General features: G+C 42.9%; 10 protein-coding genes. 9 read left to right on the top strand and 1 reads right to left on the bottom strand.

Annotation, left to right across the window (positions count from 1 at the left end; genetic code table 11):
- Positions 1-128: 128 nt before the first annotated feature.
- Both FD724_RS23750 and FD724_RS23745 read left to right on the top strand, forming a co-directional pair.
- Entirely contained in the window at positions 129-3,320 is a 3,192-nt protein-coding gene (locus tag FD724_RS23750) for an efflux RND transporter permease subunit (RefSeq protein ID WP_179074316.1), read from the top strand.
- Positions 3,321-3,420: 100 nt separating this feature from the next.
- On the top strand, positions 3,421-3,885 hold the full coding sequence (locus FD724_RS23745) for an RpiB/LacA/LacB family sugar-phosphate isomerase (protein ID WP_012410362.1): 465 nt from the start codon (positions 3,421-3,423) through the stop codon (positions 3,883-3,885).
- Here FD724_RS23745 and FD724_RS23740 read toward each other — a convergent pair.
- Complete coding sequence (locus tag FD724_RS23740) at positions 3,868-5,781, bottom strand: heavy metal translocating P-type ATPase (RefSeq protein ID WP_179074315.1); 1,914 nt, start codon at positions 5,779-5,781, stop codon at positions 3,868-3,870. The genes FD724_RS23745 and FD724_RS23740 overlap by 18 nt on opposite strands.
- A 264-nt stretch (positions 5,782-6,045) precedes the next feature.
- Between FD724_RS23740 and FD724_RS23735 the strand changes: the two genes are divergently transcribed.
- The 7 genes from FD724_RS23735 to zwf all read left to right on the top strand — a co-directional run bounded on the left by FD724_RS23735 (position 6,046) and on the right by zwf (position 19,808).
- On the top strand, positions 6,046-7,158 hold the full coding sequence (locus FD724_RS23735) for a precorrin-8X methylmutase (protein ID WP_179074314.1): 1,113 nt from the start codon (positions 6,046-6,048) through the stop codon (positions 7,156-7,158).
- A gap of 474 nt (positions 7,159-7,632) precedes the next feature.
- Positions 7,633-11,592, top strand: coding sequence for a DUF4912 domain-containing protein (locus FD724_RS41040; RefSeq protein WP_256874343.1), 3,960 nt, complete (start codon positions 7,633-7,635; stop codon positions 11,590-11,592).
- Positions 11,593-11,926: 334 nt separating this feature from the next.
- Positions 11,927-13,900, top strand: a complete 1,974-nt coding sequence (locus FD724_RS23715; RefSeq protein WP_179074313.1) for a DNA cytosine methyltransferase — start codon at positions 11,927-11,929, stop codon at positions 13,898-13,900.
- 7 nt (positions 13,901-13,907) lie between these two features.
- Positions 13,908-15,218 carry a hypothetical protein gene (locus FD724_RS23710; protein WP_179074312.1) on the top strand — a complete coding sequence of 437 codons (1,311 nt, stop codon included), beginning with the start codon at positions 13,908-13,910 and terminating at the stop codon, positions 15,216-15,218.
- A gap of 420 nt (positions 15,219-15,638) precedes the next feature.
- On the top strand, positions 15,639-16,688 hold the full coding sequence (gene fbp / locus FD724_RS23705; RefSeq protein ID WP_179074311.1) for a class 1 fructose-bisphosphatase: 1,050 nt from the start codon (positions 15,639-15,641) through the stop codon (positions 16,686-16,688).
- A 296-nt stretch (positions 16,689-16,984) separates the two neighbouring features.
- Positions 16,985-18,130, top strand: coding sequence for a transaldolase (tal, locus tag FD724_RS23700; protein WP_179074310.1), 1,146 nt, complete (start codon positions 16,985-16,987; stop codon positions 18,128-18,130).
- Positions 18,131-18,278: 148 nt separating this feature from the next.
- Entirely contained in the window at positions 18,279-19,808 is a 1,530-nt protein-coding gene (gene zwf, locus FD724_RS23695) for a glucose-6-phosphate dehydrogenase (RefSeq protein ID WP_012410371.1), read from the top strand.
- Positions 19,809-19,862: the final 54 nt, after the last annotated feature.

Raw genomic sequence — 19,862 nt, 5'->3', positions numbered from 1 at the left:
GGGGAATTATTGAACAAGTCTCTCCCTTGTCTCCACCCTCTTCCTTGTCTCCTTTATCTCTTCTCCATGCCCCATGCCCAATGCCCCAATACCTAATGCCAAATACCCAAAGCCCAATTTTTTAAACTATGTTTGTTGACTTCTTTATTAAGCGACCAATCTTTGCATCGGTATGTGCGATCGTTATCCTATTAATAGGATTAATCAGTATTCCCACACTACCGATCGCAAGATTCCCAGAAATTAGTCCCACCCAAATCACTGTAACTTCCAACTATAGCGGAGCTAGTGCAGAAGTCGTAGAAAGCGGAGTGACAAATATCTTAGAAAGGCAAATCAACGGGGTTGAGGGACTAAGATATCTGACTTCTAGCAGTAGTAACGATGGTACTAGTACTATTACAGCCACCTTTGATTCATCGCGGGATAAAGATATTGCAGCTGTGGATGTGCAAAATCGTGTTTCTGTTGCCCAACCACAATTACCAGACTCTGTGCAGCGCACGGGAGTGCGAGTATCAAAAGAATCTAGCAACATCCTCTTGGCGATTGGTTTATTCGCTGAAAATAAAGAGTACGACAATATATTTTTAAGCAATTATGCCGACCTTTACTTAGCAGATGCTTTAAAAAGAGTCAAAGGCGTAAGCAACGCTCAAATTTTTGGTGAACGTCGCTATGCAATGCGCCTGTGGCTAGATCCGGGTCGTCTTGCGAGTCGGGGACTAACGACCAAGGATGTAGCGAATGCTTTATCTGAACAAAACTTGCAAGTTGGTGCAGGGAGAATTGGACAAGAACCGGCTCCTGAAGGGCAAAGATATCAACTTGATGTGCGTGCTGCTAGCCGATTAGCAGAACCATCAGAATTTGAAGAAATTGTCCTCAAAACTGAAGAGGATGGCACATTAGTCAAGCTCAAAGATGTCGGTAAAGCCGAACTGGGTGCAGAAAATTACAACACATTTTTGCGGTTCCGGGGCAATGATGCTGTAGGTTTAGGGATTTATCAGGTTCCTGGCAGTAATGCCTTGGATGTAGCGAAAGGAGTCAAAGATGAAATGGCGCGATTGGCTCCGAGTTTTCCACCAGGCATGAAATATCAGGTAGCTTTTGACACAACATCGTTTGTAGAAGAGTCGATGTCAGAAGTCATCAAGACTCTGATTGAAGCGGTAGTGCTGGTTGTGATTGTAATTTTTGTGTTCTTGCAGGATTGGCGAACCACTTTAATTCCAGCACTGACTATTCCTCTAGCACTAATTGGAACGTTTGCCTTTGTCAAAATTTTTAACTTTTCTATCAATAGTTTGACTTTATTTGGTCTGACTTTAGCATCGGGGATGGTGGTAGACGATGCGATCGTTGTGGTGGAGCAAATTAGCCGTTTTATTCAGGATAAAGGCGTAAGTCCTCGTCGAGCCGCAAGTGAATCAATGAGGGAACTGTTTGGCGCGGTTATTGCCACTTCACTAGTATTGATGGCGGTGTTTGTGCCAGTGGCGTTTTTTCCGGGAACTACAGGCGCACTTTATCGGCAATTTGCGCTGACGATCGCCTTTTCTATTGCGATTTCGACATTTCTAGCTTTGACTCTAACACCTTCTTTGTGTGGGGTGCTGCTACGTCAAGAACAACAAGTACCAAGGTGGATTGGCTGGTTTTTTGACCTGATTAATCGGTTCCTGGAATGGGTAAGGTCAAGTTATGAGCGATCGCTTACCTGGATGGTACGATTCAAAAGCATCGTCATTGGACTGTTTATCGTTTCTTTGGGAATGACTGCTTGGCTGTACACCACAGTACCGACAGCCTTTCTACCCGATGAAGACGAAGGCTATTTCATCACCATCATCCAAGGGCCTCAAGCTGTTTCGCTGCAATATACCAGCGATGTCATGGCACAAGTAGAAAAAGAAATTCTGCCACTTCCAGAAGTGCTAGGTACTTTCGCCGTGGGAGGATTTGGTTTTAGTGGCAGCACCGCCAATAGCGGCATTATATTTACCACTTTAAAACCTTGGGATGAGCGTTCAAGACCCGATCAATCAGTACAGGCGATTATTGGTAAATTGCAAGGGAAGTTATTGTCAATCCCAGAAGCCAGGGTTTTTCCTGTGAACCCGCCACCAATTCAGGGTTTAGGTAACTTTGGCGGCTTTGTCTTTCAACTGCAAGACCGCAGAGGTAACAGTGGTTTAGAAAATCTAGTCCAGTCAATGGGTAAGTTGCTCGGTCAAGCTAATCAAACACCAGGATTACAAGCTGTATTTAGCACCTTTGCAGCAGATACACCACAATTGCTTGTAGAAGTAGACCGCAATAAAGCCAAATCATTGCAAGTTTCCATAGATGATGTTTTCAGTACTTTACAAACTGCTTTGGGATCGCAATATGTAAATGATTTTAATCTCCAGCAGCGTAATTATCGGGTGTATATCCAGGCAGATCAACAGTTTCGTTCCAATCCAAAAGATATTGGCAAACTATACGTTCGTTCTCAAAAGAATCAAATGGTTCCTTTGAGTAACTTAGTTACAGTTACTCAGACTGTGGGAGCGCAAACGATAAATCACTATAATCTGTTCCGCTCGATTGAAATTAATGGTTCCGCCGCTCCTGGCTCTAGTTCGGGAGACGCAATTAAAGCAATGGAAAAAGTTGCTAAAGAAGTTTTACCAGCCGGCTATGGTTATGAATGGTCAGGGACTGCATTAGAAGAAATAGATTCTGGTGGTTTAGCACCCATAATCTTTGGATTAGGAATAATCTTTGTATTTTTGGTACTAGCCGCTCAATACGAAAACTACGTTGACCCCTTTATCATTCTGTTATCAGTTCCTTTAGCTATCTTTGGAGCGCTGATAGCTCAATCAATGCGGGGTTTTGCAAATGATGTTTACTGTCAAATTGGTCTAGTAATGTTGATCGGTTTAGCTAGTAAGAACGCAATTTTGATTGTGGAATTTGCTAATCAATTACGAGAGCAAGGACTTTCGATTACTAAAGCAGTAATTGAGGCTTCACAAGAGCGGTTACGCCCAATTTTAATGACTGCTTTTTCTACATTATTAGGGATTTTCCCGTTAGCTGTTGCCACAGGTGCCGGTGCGGGAAGTCGTCAATCTTTGGGAACAGCAGTTTTTGGTGGGATGTTAATTGCGACTTTATTGAGTTTGTTTGTAGTACCGATTTTGTATATCGTGATTAAGACGACAACAGAGCGCTTTATTAAACCAAATCGGCATCAAGAACTGCAAACAGATGCAGTTTCATTGGATGGTAAAACTCCTGCATATTTAACAAAAGGTGAGAATTAATTCGTAATTCCTAATTTGTAATTAATTTTTCCCTGTTCCCTGTCTCCTATAAACATCGTAGTATGAGGAGATGGGGAAAACTAATTTTAAGGGGGAATGCATGAAAATCGCTATTGGCAGTGATGAACGCACCAACCTTACTGATAGGATACTAGAAGAACTTAAGCAGCGTGGGCATGAAGTTATAGTCTTTGGTTCCTTAGCTGAGAATGATTTAGAAGTTGATTGGCCCCTCAGTTGTAGTAAAGTTGCTTTGGCTGTAGCAACCCAAAAAGCAGATGAGGGGATTGTCTTTTGTTGGACTGGTACTGGTGCATCTATAGCCGCCAACAAAGTTTTAGGGATACGTGCAGCTTTGTGCCATGATGCTGAAACTGCACGCGGGGCACGTATTTGGAATCATGCGAATGTCCTAGTATTAAGTTTACGTGCCACTACAGAAGCGATCGCAAAAGAAATATTAGATGCCTGGTTTAGCACACCTTTTTCTGAAGATGAGTGGAACATCTTGCAAATGGAGCGGATTAGACAGTTAGAGAAGAGTGCTTTATTTCAGCAATCTTAGACCACTGAGGGTAACTAATACTGTAGAACCTTCATGTCCAATCACACCAATAGGTAAGTTAATACTTCCTAGAAAGTTGCCCACCAAAAGCAACACAATAAAACTCAACGCTACGAATATATTCTGTTTGACTATGGATTGCGATCGCCTTCCCAAATGAATCGCTACGGCAATTTTTTCTAACTTGTCTGCCATCAGCACTATATCTGCGGTTTCCAATGCCACATCACTACCAGATATTCCCATCGCTATACCTACAGATGCTTGGGCTAAAGCTGGTGCATCATTAATTCCATCGCCTACCATTGCCACTGTTTGATACTTTTGCTGTAAAAGGCGGATAACATCTAGCTTATCTTCTGGTAGAAGTTGAGCATATACCCGATCGATTCCTACAGCTTTGGCGACACTTTGAGCAGTTTCTTCATTATCTCCAGTTAACATGACAATTTGCTCAATTCCCAGTTGCTTTAAGCGGGAAATGGTTGCGGCTGCTTGCAATCTTACTTCATCTGCGATCGCAATTACACCCATCACCTCTGCTATATTTCCTTGTGCTACCCAAACCACAGTTTTACCTTCTTGCTCCAAAGATTGAGCCATTTCTCGCAACTCTTCAGGTAAATTTGTCACATACTGCTGCACAAAAACAGCATTCCCTGCAATTATCTGTTGTTCTTGAGCGATTCCCACAATTCCCTGTCCAGGTATGGCTTGTACTTGGATTGCACCAACCAAATCCAAATCTCCAGCCGCTTGCACAATTGCCTTACCGATGGGATGTTCTGAATAGGATTCCACGCTAGCTGCGGCTTTTAATACATCTGATGGAGTGTATTCACTAATTGCAATTACTTGGGATACCTGCAACTGTCCTGTTGTCAGAGTACCAGTTTTATCAAATGCGATCGCTCGGACTTTGCCAATCTTCTCCAACTGCGCCCCATTTTTAAACAAAATCCCCTGTCTTGCACCATTGGCAATCCCTGAAAGCAGCGTGGGCATAATTGCAGCCATCAGCGCACAGGGAGAAGCCACCACTAAGAAAGTAAGCGCCCGATAAATCGTTGTTTCCCAGTCCCAACCCCAAAGAAATGGTGGTAAAGTTGCCAATAATATCCCGGCTACTACAATGACTTTGGCATATCCTTTCTCAAAGCGATCGATAAACTCTTGCGAAGGTGGTGCTTCTGTCTGCGCTTGTTCTACCAAGCGAATCACACGCTGAATCAAGCTGCTTTGGGCTGGTTTGTGTACCTTAATCTGCAATGCACCATAGCCGTTGAGTGTGCCGGCAAATACTTCTGCACCAACTGTTTTCTCTACAGGTAGAGACTCGCCTGTAATTGCAGCTTGATTGAGGGTGCTGTAACCAGATAAAATTATCCCATCAGTAGGAATTAGCTCTCCGGGTTTGACAACAATCTCATCACCCACTTTTAACTGACTGATAGGAATTTTTTCTTCTCTTCCCTGAAGCAAAACTCTTGCTGTATCTGGTGTCAGGCTCATCAAACTGCGGATACTCCGCTCAGTTCGCGCCATTGCATAGCCTTCTAATGCGCCACTGATGGCAAAGATCAGAATCAAAATTGCCCCATCAATAATTAGATGATATTCTCGTCGCCATAAACCGAGGCTAGCAGCACCAATGGCGGCGACAATCATCAGCAAATCTACATCGAGTTCTTTGTCTTTGAAAAGGGTAGTCAATCCTTCCCGCGCACTTTCGTAACCACCAATAACGTAAGCAGCAGGTAGGAGTAGAAACGCTAATCCCAACCAACCGAGATGTAAGGCGAACCATCCGAGAAATAGCAGTAAGCCACACAAAAGGGCTGCTAAGGTATCTGTGTGTTCTTTGGTGAATTGGCTGAAACGTTGGGGGTAGAGCATGAGAGGTGAATTAACAGGGACTCTCTCAGGCTAAACCTTGACATTAATGTTAATGTCAAGGTTTATAATGATTTTGAAACGCAGAGGGGCGCTGAGGGAAGCGCATAGGCGTTTCGCCTTCCCGCAGGGTAGGTACGCAGAGTTAAATGTTTATCTATTTGTAAATCCAGTGTTATTAAGGGAATTTAGATGAAAATGCACCGCCATCTCTTCAGGCGGCTTGTGAAGAGTTACAAAGAATTTTGCCGTTGTTGGAGTAAATTTATGAACGCTGGTTGCTTAACTATTAAAGAACTTACCGATGCAGTAGGCGGCGGTTTAACTCCGCGTATGGTGCGCCATTACCATCAATTGGGACTGCTACCGCAACCAGTACGATCGCACAGCAATTACCGTCTCTACACCAAAAAAGATGTCCTGCGGTTGCAACGGATTGTTGCACTCAAGCAGCAAGGGTTCCAGCTAAACCATATCCGCAATATTTTGGAGGTGGAACCAGAAGCTGACACAACTGTTAACCTCATGGGACAACTTCAGCAGCAATATCGCGCGGTGATGCAACAAATTTCTCAATTGCGGCAAACTGCATCAGCATTAGAAGGATTATTGGGGCGCGATCGCCATTGTCAAATTATGCAGGCGGAAGTTTTGGCACAACTTAAGTTACTCGATGTCGAAACTCAAGCTGGATTGGGGGGATTGGAAAATCTCTGGAGTGGCTTGGATGCCGAAATTCATACCCATTCAGAAGCTTTTTCCGAATCGCTACAACGCTTACTACCAGATTTATCCCACCGTTCGGAAATTGAACAACACTTAATTTCTCAGTTGGTTTTGGCTTGTGGCGATGTCAGTTTAGTATCCTTTGTGAAATTGAGCCGAGATGCGATCGCAGCTAGTCGAGAAGCCTTATCTTCAAGCTGTCAAATTGTTGTCGATACTCAAACGGTTGCTGCTGCTTTAGATCAAACCCGATTACTTCACTTGGGATGTCGCACTGAAACCTTAATTGATAATCCCCACATTACCACCGCTACAGAAGCAGAAGCAGCTTTTTGGCAACATCAAGAATGGCGATCAAAATTGCTGCAAGTAAATCACGGTTGTGTGTTGGTAGTTGGTTATGCTCCCTCAGTCCTTGTAGAAATTTGTGACGCGATTAGCAATCAAAATATTCAGCCAGCATTAGTAATTGGAATGCCCATTGGCTTTAGTCATGCTCCCGCAGCCAAGCGACAACTGATGCAACAAGGGATACCTTTTATTACAGTTGCAGGAACTTTGGGAGGTGGCGCTTTAGCTGCAACAGCTTTAAATGCTTTGGTGGAGTCACTCATTGATAAGCCAGATTGTCATTGTTATCTCAAAAATATATAGGAATTGGGAATTGGGAAGAAAAGAGGGATACATCCGTACTGAGTCTTGTTCCAAAATAAAATAGGAGTCCTATAGTAGATTCTTCTGAAAACTGAACAATAAGTACTCCATGAAGACATTAGGATACACAGTACTCAGCATGACTGAAAATAATATTGTTAAATAATATTGAATTTGCTACACTTTACCAGTTTTAGTAATTCAATAATTCATAATTGTGGCCATAAGCTACCAACTTGGTATAAGTTGCAATATAAATTAGAACATTTTATAGTAAACAGACTCTGGTAATTAGAGTATAAATTATCATGCTATACAATCTCAGTCCAAGTATAAATCAATATAAGTGCGCTGAAGGAACTTAGAACTAAAGAGAACTCAGATGTATAATTAGCGCGTCTCCTCCATAATCTTTAACAAGATTGTGGGTTAAGACTGGTAGGCTTTCTATTTTTTACTTTAATTAAGGGGCTTATGTGGCAACAAGAAAAAAAAGATACTTCGATAATCAAGCTGATACTATGGGTTGCTTTAGCTACAACTCCTATGGCAGCAGGTTTGCTGGTATCAGAACCCATACTGGCGCAATCTAAAACTGAGTCTCCTTCTTTTACACTGCCGCAAACAGTGCAGAATGGAACAACAATTCGGATTGATGGTTCAAATAGTTTGGGTGCAATCAATCAAGGTCTGAAAGAGAATTTTGAAAAACAGTTTTCGGGTACTAAGGTTGAAGTTGCCGCTAATGGCACTGATACAGCACTGAAAGATTTGCTAGATGGCAAAATCGACATCGTAGCAATGGGACGGGGGTTGACACCAGCAGAAAAAGCTCAAGGACTAGAGCAAGTCCGCTTGCGCCGTGAGAAGATTGCGATCGTGGTCAGCGCAGATAATCCTTTCAAAGGAAGCTTGACTAGTAAACAATTTGCTCGGATTTTTCGGGGACAAATTACAAATTGGTCACAATTAGGAGCGCCTCCAGGGAAAATTCGGTTAATCGACCACCCGAACACAAGTGAGACTCGCAATACTTTTCGCACTTATCCAGCCTTCAAGACTGCTGAATTTGCTACAGGGTCTAGTGCTACCCAACTAACTGAGGATAATACCGCAGAAATCATCAAACAACTGGGTAAAGATGGCATCAGCTATGTGTTAGCTAATCAGGTGTCGAAGCTGCAAAATGTGCGAGTTCTGCAATTACATCAAGCCTTACCAGATGATGCAAAATATCCCTTCTCGCAACCTTTAGTTTACGTTTACAAAAAAAATCCCAGCTTAAGCGTAGTAGATTTTCTTGGCTTTACCCTTGCACCCGCAGGACAGCAAGCTATAGAACAAGCAAGAACAGCTGAAGCAACTGCGATCGCAACCAACGTATCACAACCTATTGTCACGCCTTCTCCCATTGCCCAGACGACACCTGCTGCGACAGCTTCCCCTAGTGCTACTGCTTCTGCATTTGCCGAACAGCCTTTTGTCGCTCCTGCTACTACACAAAAAAGCCCAATTGTCAACAAAGAAGTACCGTTTTGGGTACTGCTACCTTTGTTTCTTGTTAGTGTAATTGCAGCGTTGGCCTGGTGGACTCTCGGAAAAAACCCATCATCCGATGAGAAAACAGACAACCTACCAGAATCAAATCCTCATCCACCCGATCCAGAAGATGGAGAAACAGCAGTACTTAATGCCAGCACAGCTGCCTCCATTAACGGAGCGATGCTTGAAGAACAGGCAGTTTCACAATTCCAAGAGCAAGAAACCCCCGATCGCACTCCTTTCAATATCTATGCTCAAACCCAATCTGAACTGGCTGAAAATGGTACTCACGGGACATCCAATTTAGTCCAAGAGGCAACTAATGGCACTTCTAACCTCTATGAAGGCACAACCTCTACTCTAACTAATGGAGCGGGAGCCGCAGCTTTAACTGGTGGTGCGGCTTTAGCAACGGGCATCGGGGCGGCTACCTGGTCTGCCTTTAACAACAAAGAAACAGAAACAAACGCCATCGATGAGACGGTCGAGCTAAATAATTATACTGAGACAAATACACCCGATTCTGATGAGGTTGCATGGGATATAGAAGCCCCAGCAGCTGTAGTAAACACTCCATATCCTCACTTGGGAAATCTTCCCGAAGAAATATCTTCTGATGTAGAACTGCCTTCATCTGAGGTAACAGCCCCACTGCCAGAATTACCAGATGTGCCAGAAGTAACATCTGGTTTGGAATATTGGGACACAGAAATTTCTGAAGATGAGATAGATGAGGAACTTCAAGCAGAATTGAACTGGCTACAGAGTATCACCTCAACTGAAGATACAGATGAATTCCCCTTACCAGACTCTGACGAAGTGGAACCTTCACCGTTACCACCATCTCCACTGCTCAATTTGCCAGAATTGCCAGATGTAGATGTATTCAATGTGGTAGCAGATGCAGCCGAACCTTCTATCGAGGTGGTAGACGAAAAATCTCAAACAGAGCCAACTGTTAGCGAAGGTGCTGCTGAGAATAACTCCATAGATTTTGCAGACGTTGCAGCTTTAGCAGCAGGCGCAGGAATTGGAGCCTGGGCGATTAATCTGGGATCGGATACTCAAGGAGAAACTGATACTACGATTGACAATGTGCCAATTGCAGCCGAAACAGATATCCACTTGGGAGATGCAGAAGATAAGAGCAGTATTGTGCTAACACCGCATACTTCGACATCAGCTAATGTCTCTTGGGAGATTTCTGAAACCAAGAAAGCAGAACTGTGGCAACAAGGCGGCTCTCAATTGGTAGTGCGGCTGTATGATGTGACTGGCATTGACTTGAGTTATCAAACTCCCCAGCTTGTCCACCAGTATGAATGTGCAGAGACAGCACACGATCGCTTAGTAGAGATTCCCGCCAGTGATCGCGATTATATCGCTGAAATTGGTTATATCGCTTATGGCGAGTACTGGTTATTGATCGCCCGTTCCGCAATTCTTCGTGTCTTCAGTCCTGTGAATCCAGATCCCATAGTTGATCATGTGGCGAACATAGCCGAAACAACTATTGGTTTGGTAGATGCAGATGAAGAAAGCAGTATTGTCCTCACACCACATACTTCTACATCGGCTCATGTCTCTTGGAAAGTTTCCGAAACCAAGAAAGCAGCACTCCGTCAACAGGGCGGCTCTCAATTTATAGTGCGGCTCTATGATGTGACTGGGATTGACTTGAGCCATCAAAGTCCTCAGCTTGTCAAGCAGTATGAATCTGAAGAGACAGTAAACGACGGACTGGCGGATGTTCCCGCCAGCGATCGCGATTATATAGCTGAAATTGGTTATCTCGCTGATGGCGAACGCTGGTTATTCATTGCCCGTTCAGCAGTTGTTCATTTCTCCAGTTCTGTGCATCCAGATCCCATTGTTGATGATGTGGCGATTGCGGATCAAACAGATATTCACTTGGTAGATGTTGAAGAAGAGAGCAGTCTTGTCCTTACACCTCGCACTTCCCAATGGGCTGATGTCTCTTGGGAGATATCCGAAACCAAAAAAGCAGAACTGCGACAACAGGGCGGCTCTAAATTGGTAGTGCGGTTATATGATGCAACTGGGATTGACTTGAGTTATCAACATCCTCAGTTTGTCCAGCAGTATGAATGTGACGAGACTGCAAACGATCGCTTTGTGGAAATTCCCATCAGCGATCGCGATTACATAGCTGAAATTGGCTATGTCGCTGATGGCGATTGCTGGTTATTTATTGCCCGTTCTGCGATCGCTCGTGTTTTCAGTCCTGTTGCTACAGATTCCACCGTTGAAAATGGAGTCTTACCAAGCGAAACAGCTATTAACTTGGTAGACGTTGAAGAAAAGAGCAGTGAAGAAGAAAGCAACATACTGCTCACACCCCGCACTCCCAAATGGGCTTATGTCTCTTGGCACATTTCCCAGACTCAGAACAAAGCGCTGCTACAACAGGGCGGTTCTCAATTGGTAGTGCGCCTTTACGATGTAACTGGGATTGACTTGAGTTATCAAAGTCCCCAGCTTGTACAGCAGTATGAATGTGAAGAAGTAGCTCGCGATCGCTTTGTGGCGATTCCCGTGAGCGATCGCGACTATATGGTTGAAATTGGTTATATAGCTAATAGCAATCGTTGGTTACTCATCGCCCGTTCACCTAATGTTCGCGTTTTCAGTCGTTCCCACGAAGATTTCTGGTTTGTAGCAGATGCTGAGTTAATTATTCACGGAGCAACCCAACCAAATACAAGCGTAAACATTGCTGGACATCCCATCAAAATCAAACCCGATGGTACTTTCCACCTGCGTCTTCCATTTTCAGATGGTTTAATGGACTATCTCATAACAGTAGCGGCTGATGGAGAATCCACCAAAACCATCCATAAAAAGTTCTCTCAGGAAACTTCAGAGAACTAGTAATTACTCTTAGAGCTAATTTGTAAACTCAAGTAAAGTACTAGTCTTGTAAGGGTTTCAGGAATTTGAGCCAATCAAGTACTTATTCGCTGAAACTCAGACCTGGTAACGATTTGGGTATCCTTAAGATTTTCTTTACGAATCAGCTCTTAGTTATCCCCTCTCAACCTACAGCCCTCCCCTTTGAGGTAAGTGTGGTAAGAGGGGATTTTATTATATATAGCGGTTTTCAGACTGGATGGAATACACTACTCTAATCTTTAATCCGCTAGTCCCTTTCTTTTAAGCAAAGTGTATTTTACACAACCGACAAGCGTTATATTTAGGTTACGCAATGCGACAGTTGTCTCTTTCTTTTGATTTGTCTAGCTCCGAGCCAATTAATACAACTTGGTTCCAAGATATTTTGGCCATTCTTAGAGTCAGCCAAGAACCAGCATGGACTGACAATTTTGGTAAATCTCTCCGCCAATGGCTAATGCAACAGGGGCTTACTCCTATTAAAACACTCAGCTTATTTTCTGGTGGTGGTGGATTAGACATTGCATTTCATGATGCTGGCTTTGAAATCATTCAAATGGTAGAGCTTGAAGCTAAATATGTTCAGACTTTACAAAGGAATTCTTTACCAGAGAAATGGCTAGAAGGGTCTGAAGCTGTCTGCATTGATATTAGAGATTATTTACCTGAATCTCATTTGACAATAGACTTTATTATTGGCGGTCCCCCTTGTCAAACTTTTTCTGCTGCCGGACGTAGAGCTGCTGGAGTATCTGGAACAACTGATGCTAGAGGTACACTATTTCAAGAATATGTTCGTATTCTCAATATACTTAAGCCGAAAGGATTCTTATTTGAAAATGTATACGGAATAACTGGTGCCAATGGAGGAAAAGCTTGGCAAGAAATTCAAAAAGCTTTTAGAGAGGTTGGCTATAATATTTATTTTCGTATTCTTGATGCCGCTGATTATGGAGTACCCCAACATCGAGAACGTTTATTTATTATTGGATTAAAAGAAGGCGAATATTTATTTCCTTATCCTACTCATGGCCCAGATTCTCTGAATCAAAATTCTTATTATTCAGCAAGGGAAGCTGTAGAAGGCGCTGATATTTCAGAAATGGAAACAGGTATAGGCGGACGTTTTGGACACCTACTCGAACATATTCCACCTGGACTTAACTATAGTTTTTATACAAAAGAGATGGGTTATCCTAACCCAATATTTAGCTGGAGATCAAAGTTCTCAGATTTTCTGTACAAAGCAGATCCAAAAAACCCAGTACGAACAATTAAAGCAAAAGGAGGACAATACACCGGGCCTTTCAGTTGGGAAAATCGTAAGTTTTCTATTGCAGAGCTAAAGAGATTACAGACTATTCCTGATGAATATGAACTTATTGGAAATAGGCAAGTTTCTATTGAACAAATTGGAAATTCAGTGCCTCCTCAACTTGGCCGGATATTGGCTCTTAGTATTCTAGAACAAGTAATTAAATTTAAATTACCTTTTCCTATAACTTACTTACCTGAAAATAAAAAACTAGGTTTTCGCCAGCGTAAAAGAAAGTTGACCGAAATTTATTCTCAAAAAGCTAAATCTGCAATTATAGATTTGCATAAAACAGGAAATTTTTTATCTATCCCTCGTTTTAAATATAAAGACAAAGGAAAAATGATCAGATTTTTATCTGCTGATTTTTCTTGGACAACAGAAGAAACTTATAAAGGTGTAAAAATTTATATATCCTACGATTTGAATGATTCATGCTGGCTGTTCACAGCAGGGATCAATGATAATTGCGAAGAAGATCAATTCGTGATAGATATTAATCCGTCTTACGGTCATGATGAATGGGTTCTGGGAACGTGTTCAGTTAAGCTTTGTGCTAAAGCTCTTGATACACAGTTATATACATCTCTTTGGAAAGCTTTTGAAGAAAAGTTAACTGAAGCTACAGGAAAAGCGGATTTAGTTCAGTTATCTGGATATTATCAATACACTGCCCGAATTAGTGGAATAATAACTTTTCATCCTCAGTTGAAAGTTAAACCACTTTGGCGTGTAATCCAATGTGTAACGAGGTGTATTGGTACTGCTGCTCAACTTTCAGCTACAGAGCTTGCAGAACTATGGGGTGTGAAAGCAGAAGATGTCTTCTCCTATCTTCAGTCTCTACGGGCTATGGGCTACGAAGTTAGAAATCACAACACAAATCCACAAATTTCCAAAGGTGAGTATTTGATTCCTTATGCCTTTCCTACACTAAACCCTAAGAGCGTGCAACTTCGGAAAAATCTATAAACAGATTATGAATGAGCTACATCTGAGAGTCTATATAAACAGAAGTGAGTTAGTTTTACCTGATGGAACAATTCAATACTTTCAAGAAGGAGGAATGAGTCAAGCTGCAAAAATACGCTACAAGAAAATAGCCGTAGAACTATCTACAGGTTACTTGGAAAAACAGATTTTATTTTGCAGAGATTATTCATCTAACCTTGATTTCTTGACCTTGAACCAAGCGCATAAATATCTTTTAGATAGACTTGTACAGTCAGTGACCAGCGAAGTTGGTAGAGCATTGGTGGGTTTATCAATTCTACAGTTATGCGTTAAGGCAATTGAGCCAGAGCAGAGTATTAGGCTACACAAAGGGAGTACGGCTATAAGAGACTTTTCTTGGTGTGATGGTATCTCTATGCGTTCTCTTGATAAGCAATACATTACACCTGTGTTACGAAAATATGAACTACTAAGATTGAATGCGGATGGTTTCATGATGACACGCAGTTTAGCAGAAAATTACCCGTATTCATTTGTATATAAAGCGAACATGAGAGGCGCACGCTCTGAGTGGGTAAGTCTTGTTGAGGCAATTGAGAAAGACGAAGTAGTTTCTGAAGTAGCACTGCGCTATCTTCTTTCGCAACTACTCAATCAAGCAGATAACTTTAGAAGATTAGCTTTACAAACTATTGAGAATCTGACCTTATTTTTGGGAGCAACAGTTGTTGATAAAGGCATTTCAATAAGTCTCATACTTCGTCAGATTAATCAATCTGATTATGCGGCTCGTTTAATGGAGATAGCTATGCATAGCTTAATGCAGGCTATGCAAGAACACCAAGTTTTTCCCGACAGTTTACTAAAACCACTCTCACAAATGCGTTCAGCTAATAAGAAGCATGGCAACATTGGTGATATTGAACTTTTAGAGGATAGGCAAATTGTGGAAGCTTGGGATGCCAAGTATGGTAAGTCATACTTGCGAGATGAGATTGAGGAACTATCAGAAAAACTGGAAGTACATCCCGCCGTTAGAAAGGCTGGTTTTGTTACAAGTCTTGAAGCTGAACGAATTGATGAACTGATGCCTCGATGTAATGAAATTGAAGAAATATTTGGGATATCCCTTGAAATAGTTACTTTTAAAGAATGGGTAGAGCTACAGTTTGCTCGTACATTGGTGGATGAGGCTGCAACCGAGCAAGAACTTGCTTCTACTTGGCTCATAGCTTACACAGAATCTTTAGCGCAGCAACGTAGAGACATTGCTCCAATTGATGAGCCATGTTATCAATGGCTGCTTAAACTAAATGAGACTTTGACAATTCAATAGCTAAATGTCGCTCATCGCTACAACAACAGGGTGGCTCTTAATTGGTAGTGCGGCTTTACGATGTGGCAGGGATTGACTTGAATTATCAAAGTCCCTAGCTTGTACAGTGCCATTTTGATAAAGTCAAAATCTCTCTTTAGTTGCAACTCCAATTAAAATCGGAACTTTTTAGAATGATAAGCTTAGGCATCGCTAGCCCAAATCCTCAACAAAGCTACTGATAAAGTTTTGGTTGTATTTTAGACTACTTACTACGTATCCAAGCTCTGAGTGCAGGAGTCACTGAAAACTCATTTCTTTAGTTTATCTAAAGTCGCATCTAAGTTCTCAAATTACCTTTCTAAGATAGAAGCAGCAACCATAAGTTGCCATACACGACTAAAACCCAATTAACAGCTAGTGGCTGCGGAGAACATAAAAATGGCTAAAACGCCAGAATCCTTAGAATCGTCTATCAATGAAATTACAGATAGAGCTTTAGATCGTGATTGTACAACCTTATCGCGTCACGTTCTCCAGCAACTTCAGAGTTTTTCGCCAGATGCCCAAGATTTAAGTGCGCTGATGAATCGCATCGCCTTAGCAGGTAAACTGGTTGCTCGCCGCATGAGTCGCGCTGGTTTAATGGAAGGCGTTCTCGGTTTTACCGGGGAAGTTAATGTCCAAGGAGAATCCGTCAAAAAGATGGATGTCTACGCCAATGATGTATTTATCTCAGTGTTTAAGCAAAGCGGCTTAGTCTGTCGCCTCGCTTCTGAGGAAATGGAAAATCCCTACTACATCCCCGAAAATTGCCCCATTGGTCGCTATACCCTGTTATATGACCCAATTGATGGCTCATCCAACACTGATAATAATCTCAGCTTGGGTTCCATTTTTGCCATTCGCCAACAAGAAGGAACTGATAGCGATGGTAAGGCAACCGATCTCCTCACCAACGGCCGGAAGCAACTCGCTGCCGGATACATCCTGTATGGGCCATGCACGATGCTGGTTTATACTATAGGTACTGGCGTTCATTCCTTTGTTCTCGATCCCAGCTTAGGAGAATTTATTCTCACAGAAGAGAATATTCGGATTCCTAATCACGGTTCCGTTTACAGCGTGAATGAGGGTAACTTCTGGCAGTGGGAAGAATCGATTCGAGAATATATCCGGTACGTTCATCGCACAGAAGGCTACAGCGCTCGTTATAGTGGCGCAATGGTGAGCGACATCCACAGAATTCTGGTTCAAGGCGGTGTGTTCCTCTACCCAGGCACAATTCAAAACCCAGAAGGGAAATTGCGCTTGCTTTATGAAACCGCTCCTCTCGCCTTTTTGATTGAGCAAGCAGGCGGTCGTGCTACGACAGGATTGGTAAACATCTTGGATGTAGTGCCAAAAAAACTGCATCAGCGCACACCTTTAATTATTGGCAGCAAAGAAGATGTCGCAAAGGTAGAGTCTTTTATTCAAAACGGACACTAGAAAACAACTCGTAATGACGCTCCTGCGTCGCTAACGTAATTCGTAATTAGTGTTACGTAAGGGTTTTAGACATTTTATAAGGGTGTTTATTTCCGCCGTGCTGTACTCTCATCTGCCATTAATTAAACGTTAATCATGGTGATTTAGGATTGGGAATGCAAAATAGCGCTTTTTGAAGATCAAGAAAGGATTATCTCAGCTGGCCGATGCGATAAGTGATTGGCAACGCCACAATTCAAAAGTAAGTATCAATGCGTTTTGCCAACTTCACTATACAGGAGTGAAATAAACTAGCTATGTCTACCAATCATCTACTAGAAATTAAGCAATACGGTCAAAGTATCTGGATGGATAATTTGACTCGTGACATTATTCAATCAGGTGAACTCAAAGACATGATTGAAAATCAAGGTATATCTGGGATTACTTCTAACCCAGCTATCTTTGAAAAAGCGATCGCAGGTAACGTCATTTATGATGCCGATATAGAAGCCGGAGTTCGTGCCAACTTACCGATAGACAAAATTTACGAATCCCTCGTTTTTGCAGATATCCGTAACGCTTGTGATATTTTACGCCCTGTTTATGAAGCCTCGAATAGACTAGATGGTTATGTGAGTATCGAAGTACCGCCAACCATCGCCCATGATACGGAAGCCACAATAAACGAAGCTCGGCGATATTTCCAAGAAATCGGTCGGGAAAATCTGATGATTAAAATTCCCGGTACAGAACCTGGTTTGCCAGCAGTAGAGCAAGTAATAGCCGAGGGGATGAATGTCAATATTACGCTGTTGTTTTCAGTAGAAAGCTACGTAAACACAGCTTGGGCTTATATTCGTGGCTTAGAAAAACGGCTGGCTGAAGGTAAAGACATCAGTAGAATTGCTTCAGTCGCTAGCTTCTTCCTCAGCCGGATCGATAGCAACATTGATGCCAAAATAGATGCTAAGTTGAAAAAAGGCGTTGATGATATTGCCGTGGAAGCAAAGCTAAAAGCTGTGAAAGGAAAAGTAGCGATCGCAAACGCCAAGCTAGCTTACCAAGAATACAAGAAAATCATTAGAAGTGAGCGTTGGCAAGAGTTGGTAGCAAAAGGGGCCACAGTACAACGGCTACTTTGGGCTAGTACCAGCACCAAAGATCCCAACTACAACGACGTGATGTATATCGAAGAGTTGGTAGGCCCTGATACCGTTAACACCGTCCCACCAGCGACCATTAAAGCTTGTGCCGATCATTGTAACGTGAGCGATCGCTTAGAAACAGACGTAAATAATGCTTACACGCTGATCGAAAACCTCAAAGATCCCGACATCAACATCGATCTCGATACCGTAATGGATGAACTGTTAGTTGAAGGTATTGACAAGTTCATCCAGCCCTTCCAGTCCTTGATGAACTCTTTAGAAGACAAGATCAAGGTATTGTCACCAGTGTAGGGACTGGGGATTGAAGAAGGGAATAGGGTACAGGTTACAGGGTACAGATTATCACCTGTCACCTGTCACCTGTCACCTGTCACCTGTCACCTGTTACCTCTCCCCCAATCCAAAATCCAAAACCCAAAATCCAAAATCCAAAATTCCTATGGTTAGTCTGCTAGAAAATCCCTTGCGCGTTGGTCTGCAACAACAAGGGATGCCTGAACCCCAGATTATAGTTATCTTTGGCGCTTCTGGTGATCTCACCTGGCGCAAACTAGTGCCAGCACTTTACAAATTGCGGCGAGAACGGCGTATACCACCAGAAACTACTATTGTTGGTGTAGCACGTCGAGAATGGAGCCATGAATACTTCCGCGAACAAATGCAGAAGGGCATGGAAGAGGCACATCCTGATGTCGATTTAGGGGAACTCTGGCAAGACTTCTCTCAAGGTCTGTTCTACAGTCCTGGAGATATAGACAACCCTGAAAGCTACCAGAAACTAAAAACCTTACTGAGTGAATTAGACGAAAAACGGGGCACGCGAGGCAATCGCATGTTCTACCTATCCGTTGCTCCCTCATTCTTTCCCGAAGCAATTAAGCAGCTAGGAAGCGGCGGGATGCTAGAAGATCCCTACAAACATCGTCTAGTAATTGAGAAACCCTTTGGTCGAGACTTGGCTTCTGCCCAAAGCCTTAACCAAGTGGTACAAAAATATTGCAAAGAGCATCAAGTATATCGTATTGACCACTATTTGGGTAAAGAAACAGTCCAGAATTTGCTGGTGTTTCGCTTTGCCAATGCGATTTTTGAACCCTTGTGGAATCGTCAATTTGTTGACCACGTGCAAATTACCGTAGCAGAAACCGTAGGCGTAGAAGACCGGGCTGGGTACTATGAAAGCGCCGGCGCACTGCGGGATATGTTGCAAAATCACCTCATGCAACTTTACTGCTTAACGGCAATGGAAGCACCCAACGCAATGGATGCCGATAGCATCCGCACAGAAAAAGTGAAGGTACTCCAAGCTACTCGTTTAGCTGATGTTCACAATCTGTCGCGGTCAGCAGTACGTGGGCAATACAGTGCTGGCTGGATGAAAGGTCAAGCAGTGCCAGGATATCGCACAGAACCAGGCGTTGACCCCAACTCCACCACACCCACTTATGTAGCAATGAAGTTTTTGGTGGATAACTGGCGCTGGAAAGGTGTTCCTTTCTACTTGCGGACTGGAAAGCGGATGCCGAAAAAAGTGAGTGAGATTGCAATTCACTTCCGCGAAGTTCCATCTCGGATGTTCCAATCTGCCGCCCAACAGACAAACGCCAATATTTTGACGATGCGGATTCAGCCAAATGAAGGTATTTCCCTGCGTTTTGATGTCAAAATGCCGGGGGCAGAATTCCGCACCCGTTCCGTTGATATGGACTTTAGTTATGGTTCCTTTGGCATCCAAGCAACATCCGATGCCTACGATCGCTTATTCCTTGATTGTATGATGGGCGATCAAACATTGTTCACACGCGCCGATGAAGTAGAAGCAGCTTGGCAAGTAGTAACACCAGCCCTTTCCGTTTGGGATGCACCCGCCGATCCTACTACTATTCCCCAGTACGAAGCCGGCACTTGGGAGCCAGAACAAGCAGAACTCTTAATTAACCAGGATGGCCGTCGCTGGCGCAGACTCTAAATATTAGTCATTAGTCATTTAGTCATTAGTCACTAGTAAAAACAAATGACAAAT

It is taken from the genome of Nostoc sp. C057 (assembly GCF_013393925.1).
Lineage (GTDB): Bacteria > Cyanobacteriota > Cyanobacteriia > Cyanobacteriales > Nostocaceae > Nostoc > Nostoc muscorum_A.
The sequence above is the reverse complement of the archived record's forward strand: the minus strand, read 5'-3'. Positions and strand labels throughout refer to the sequence as shown.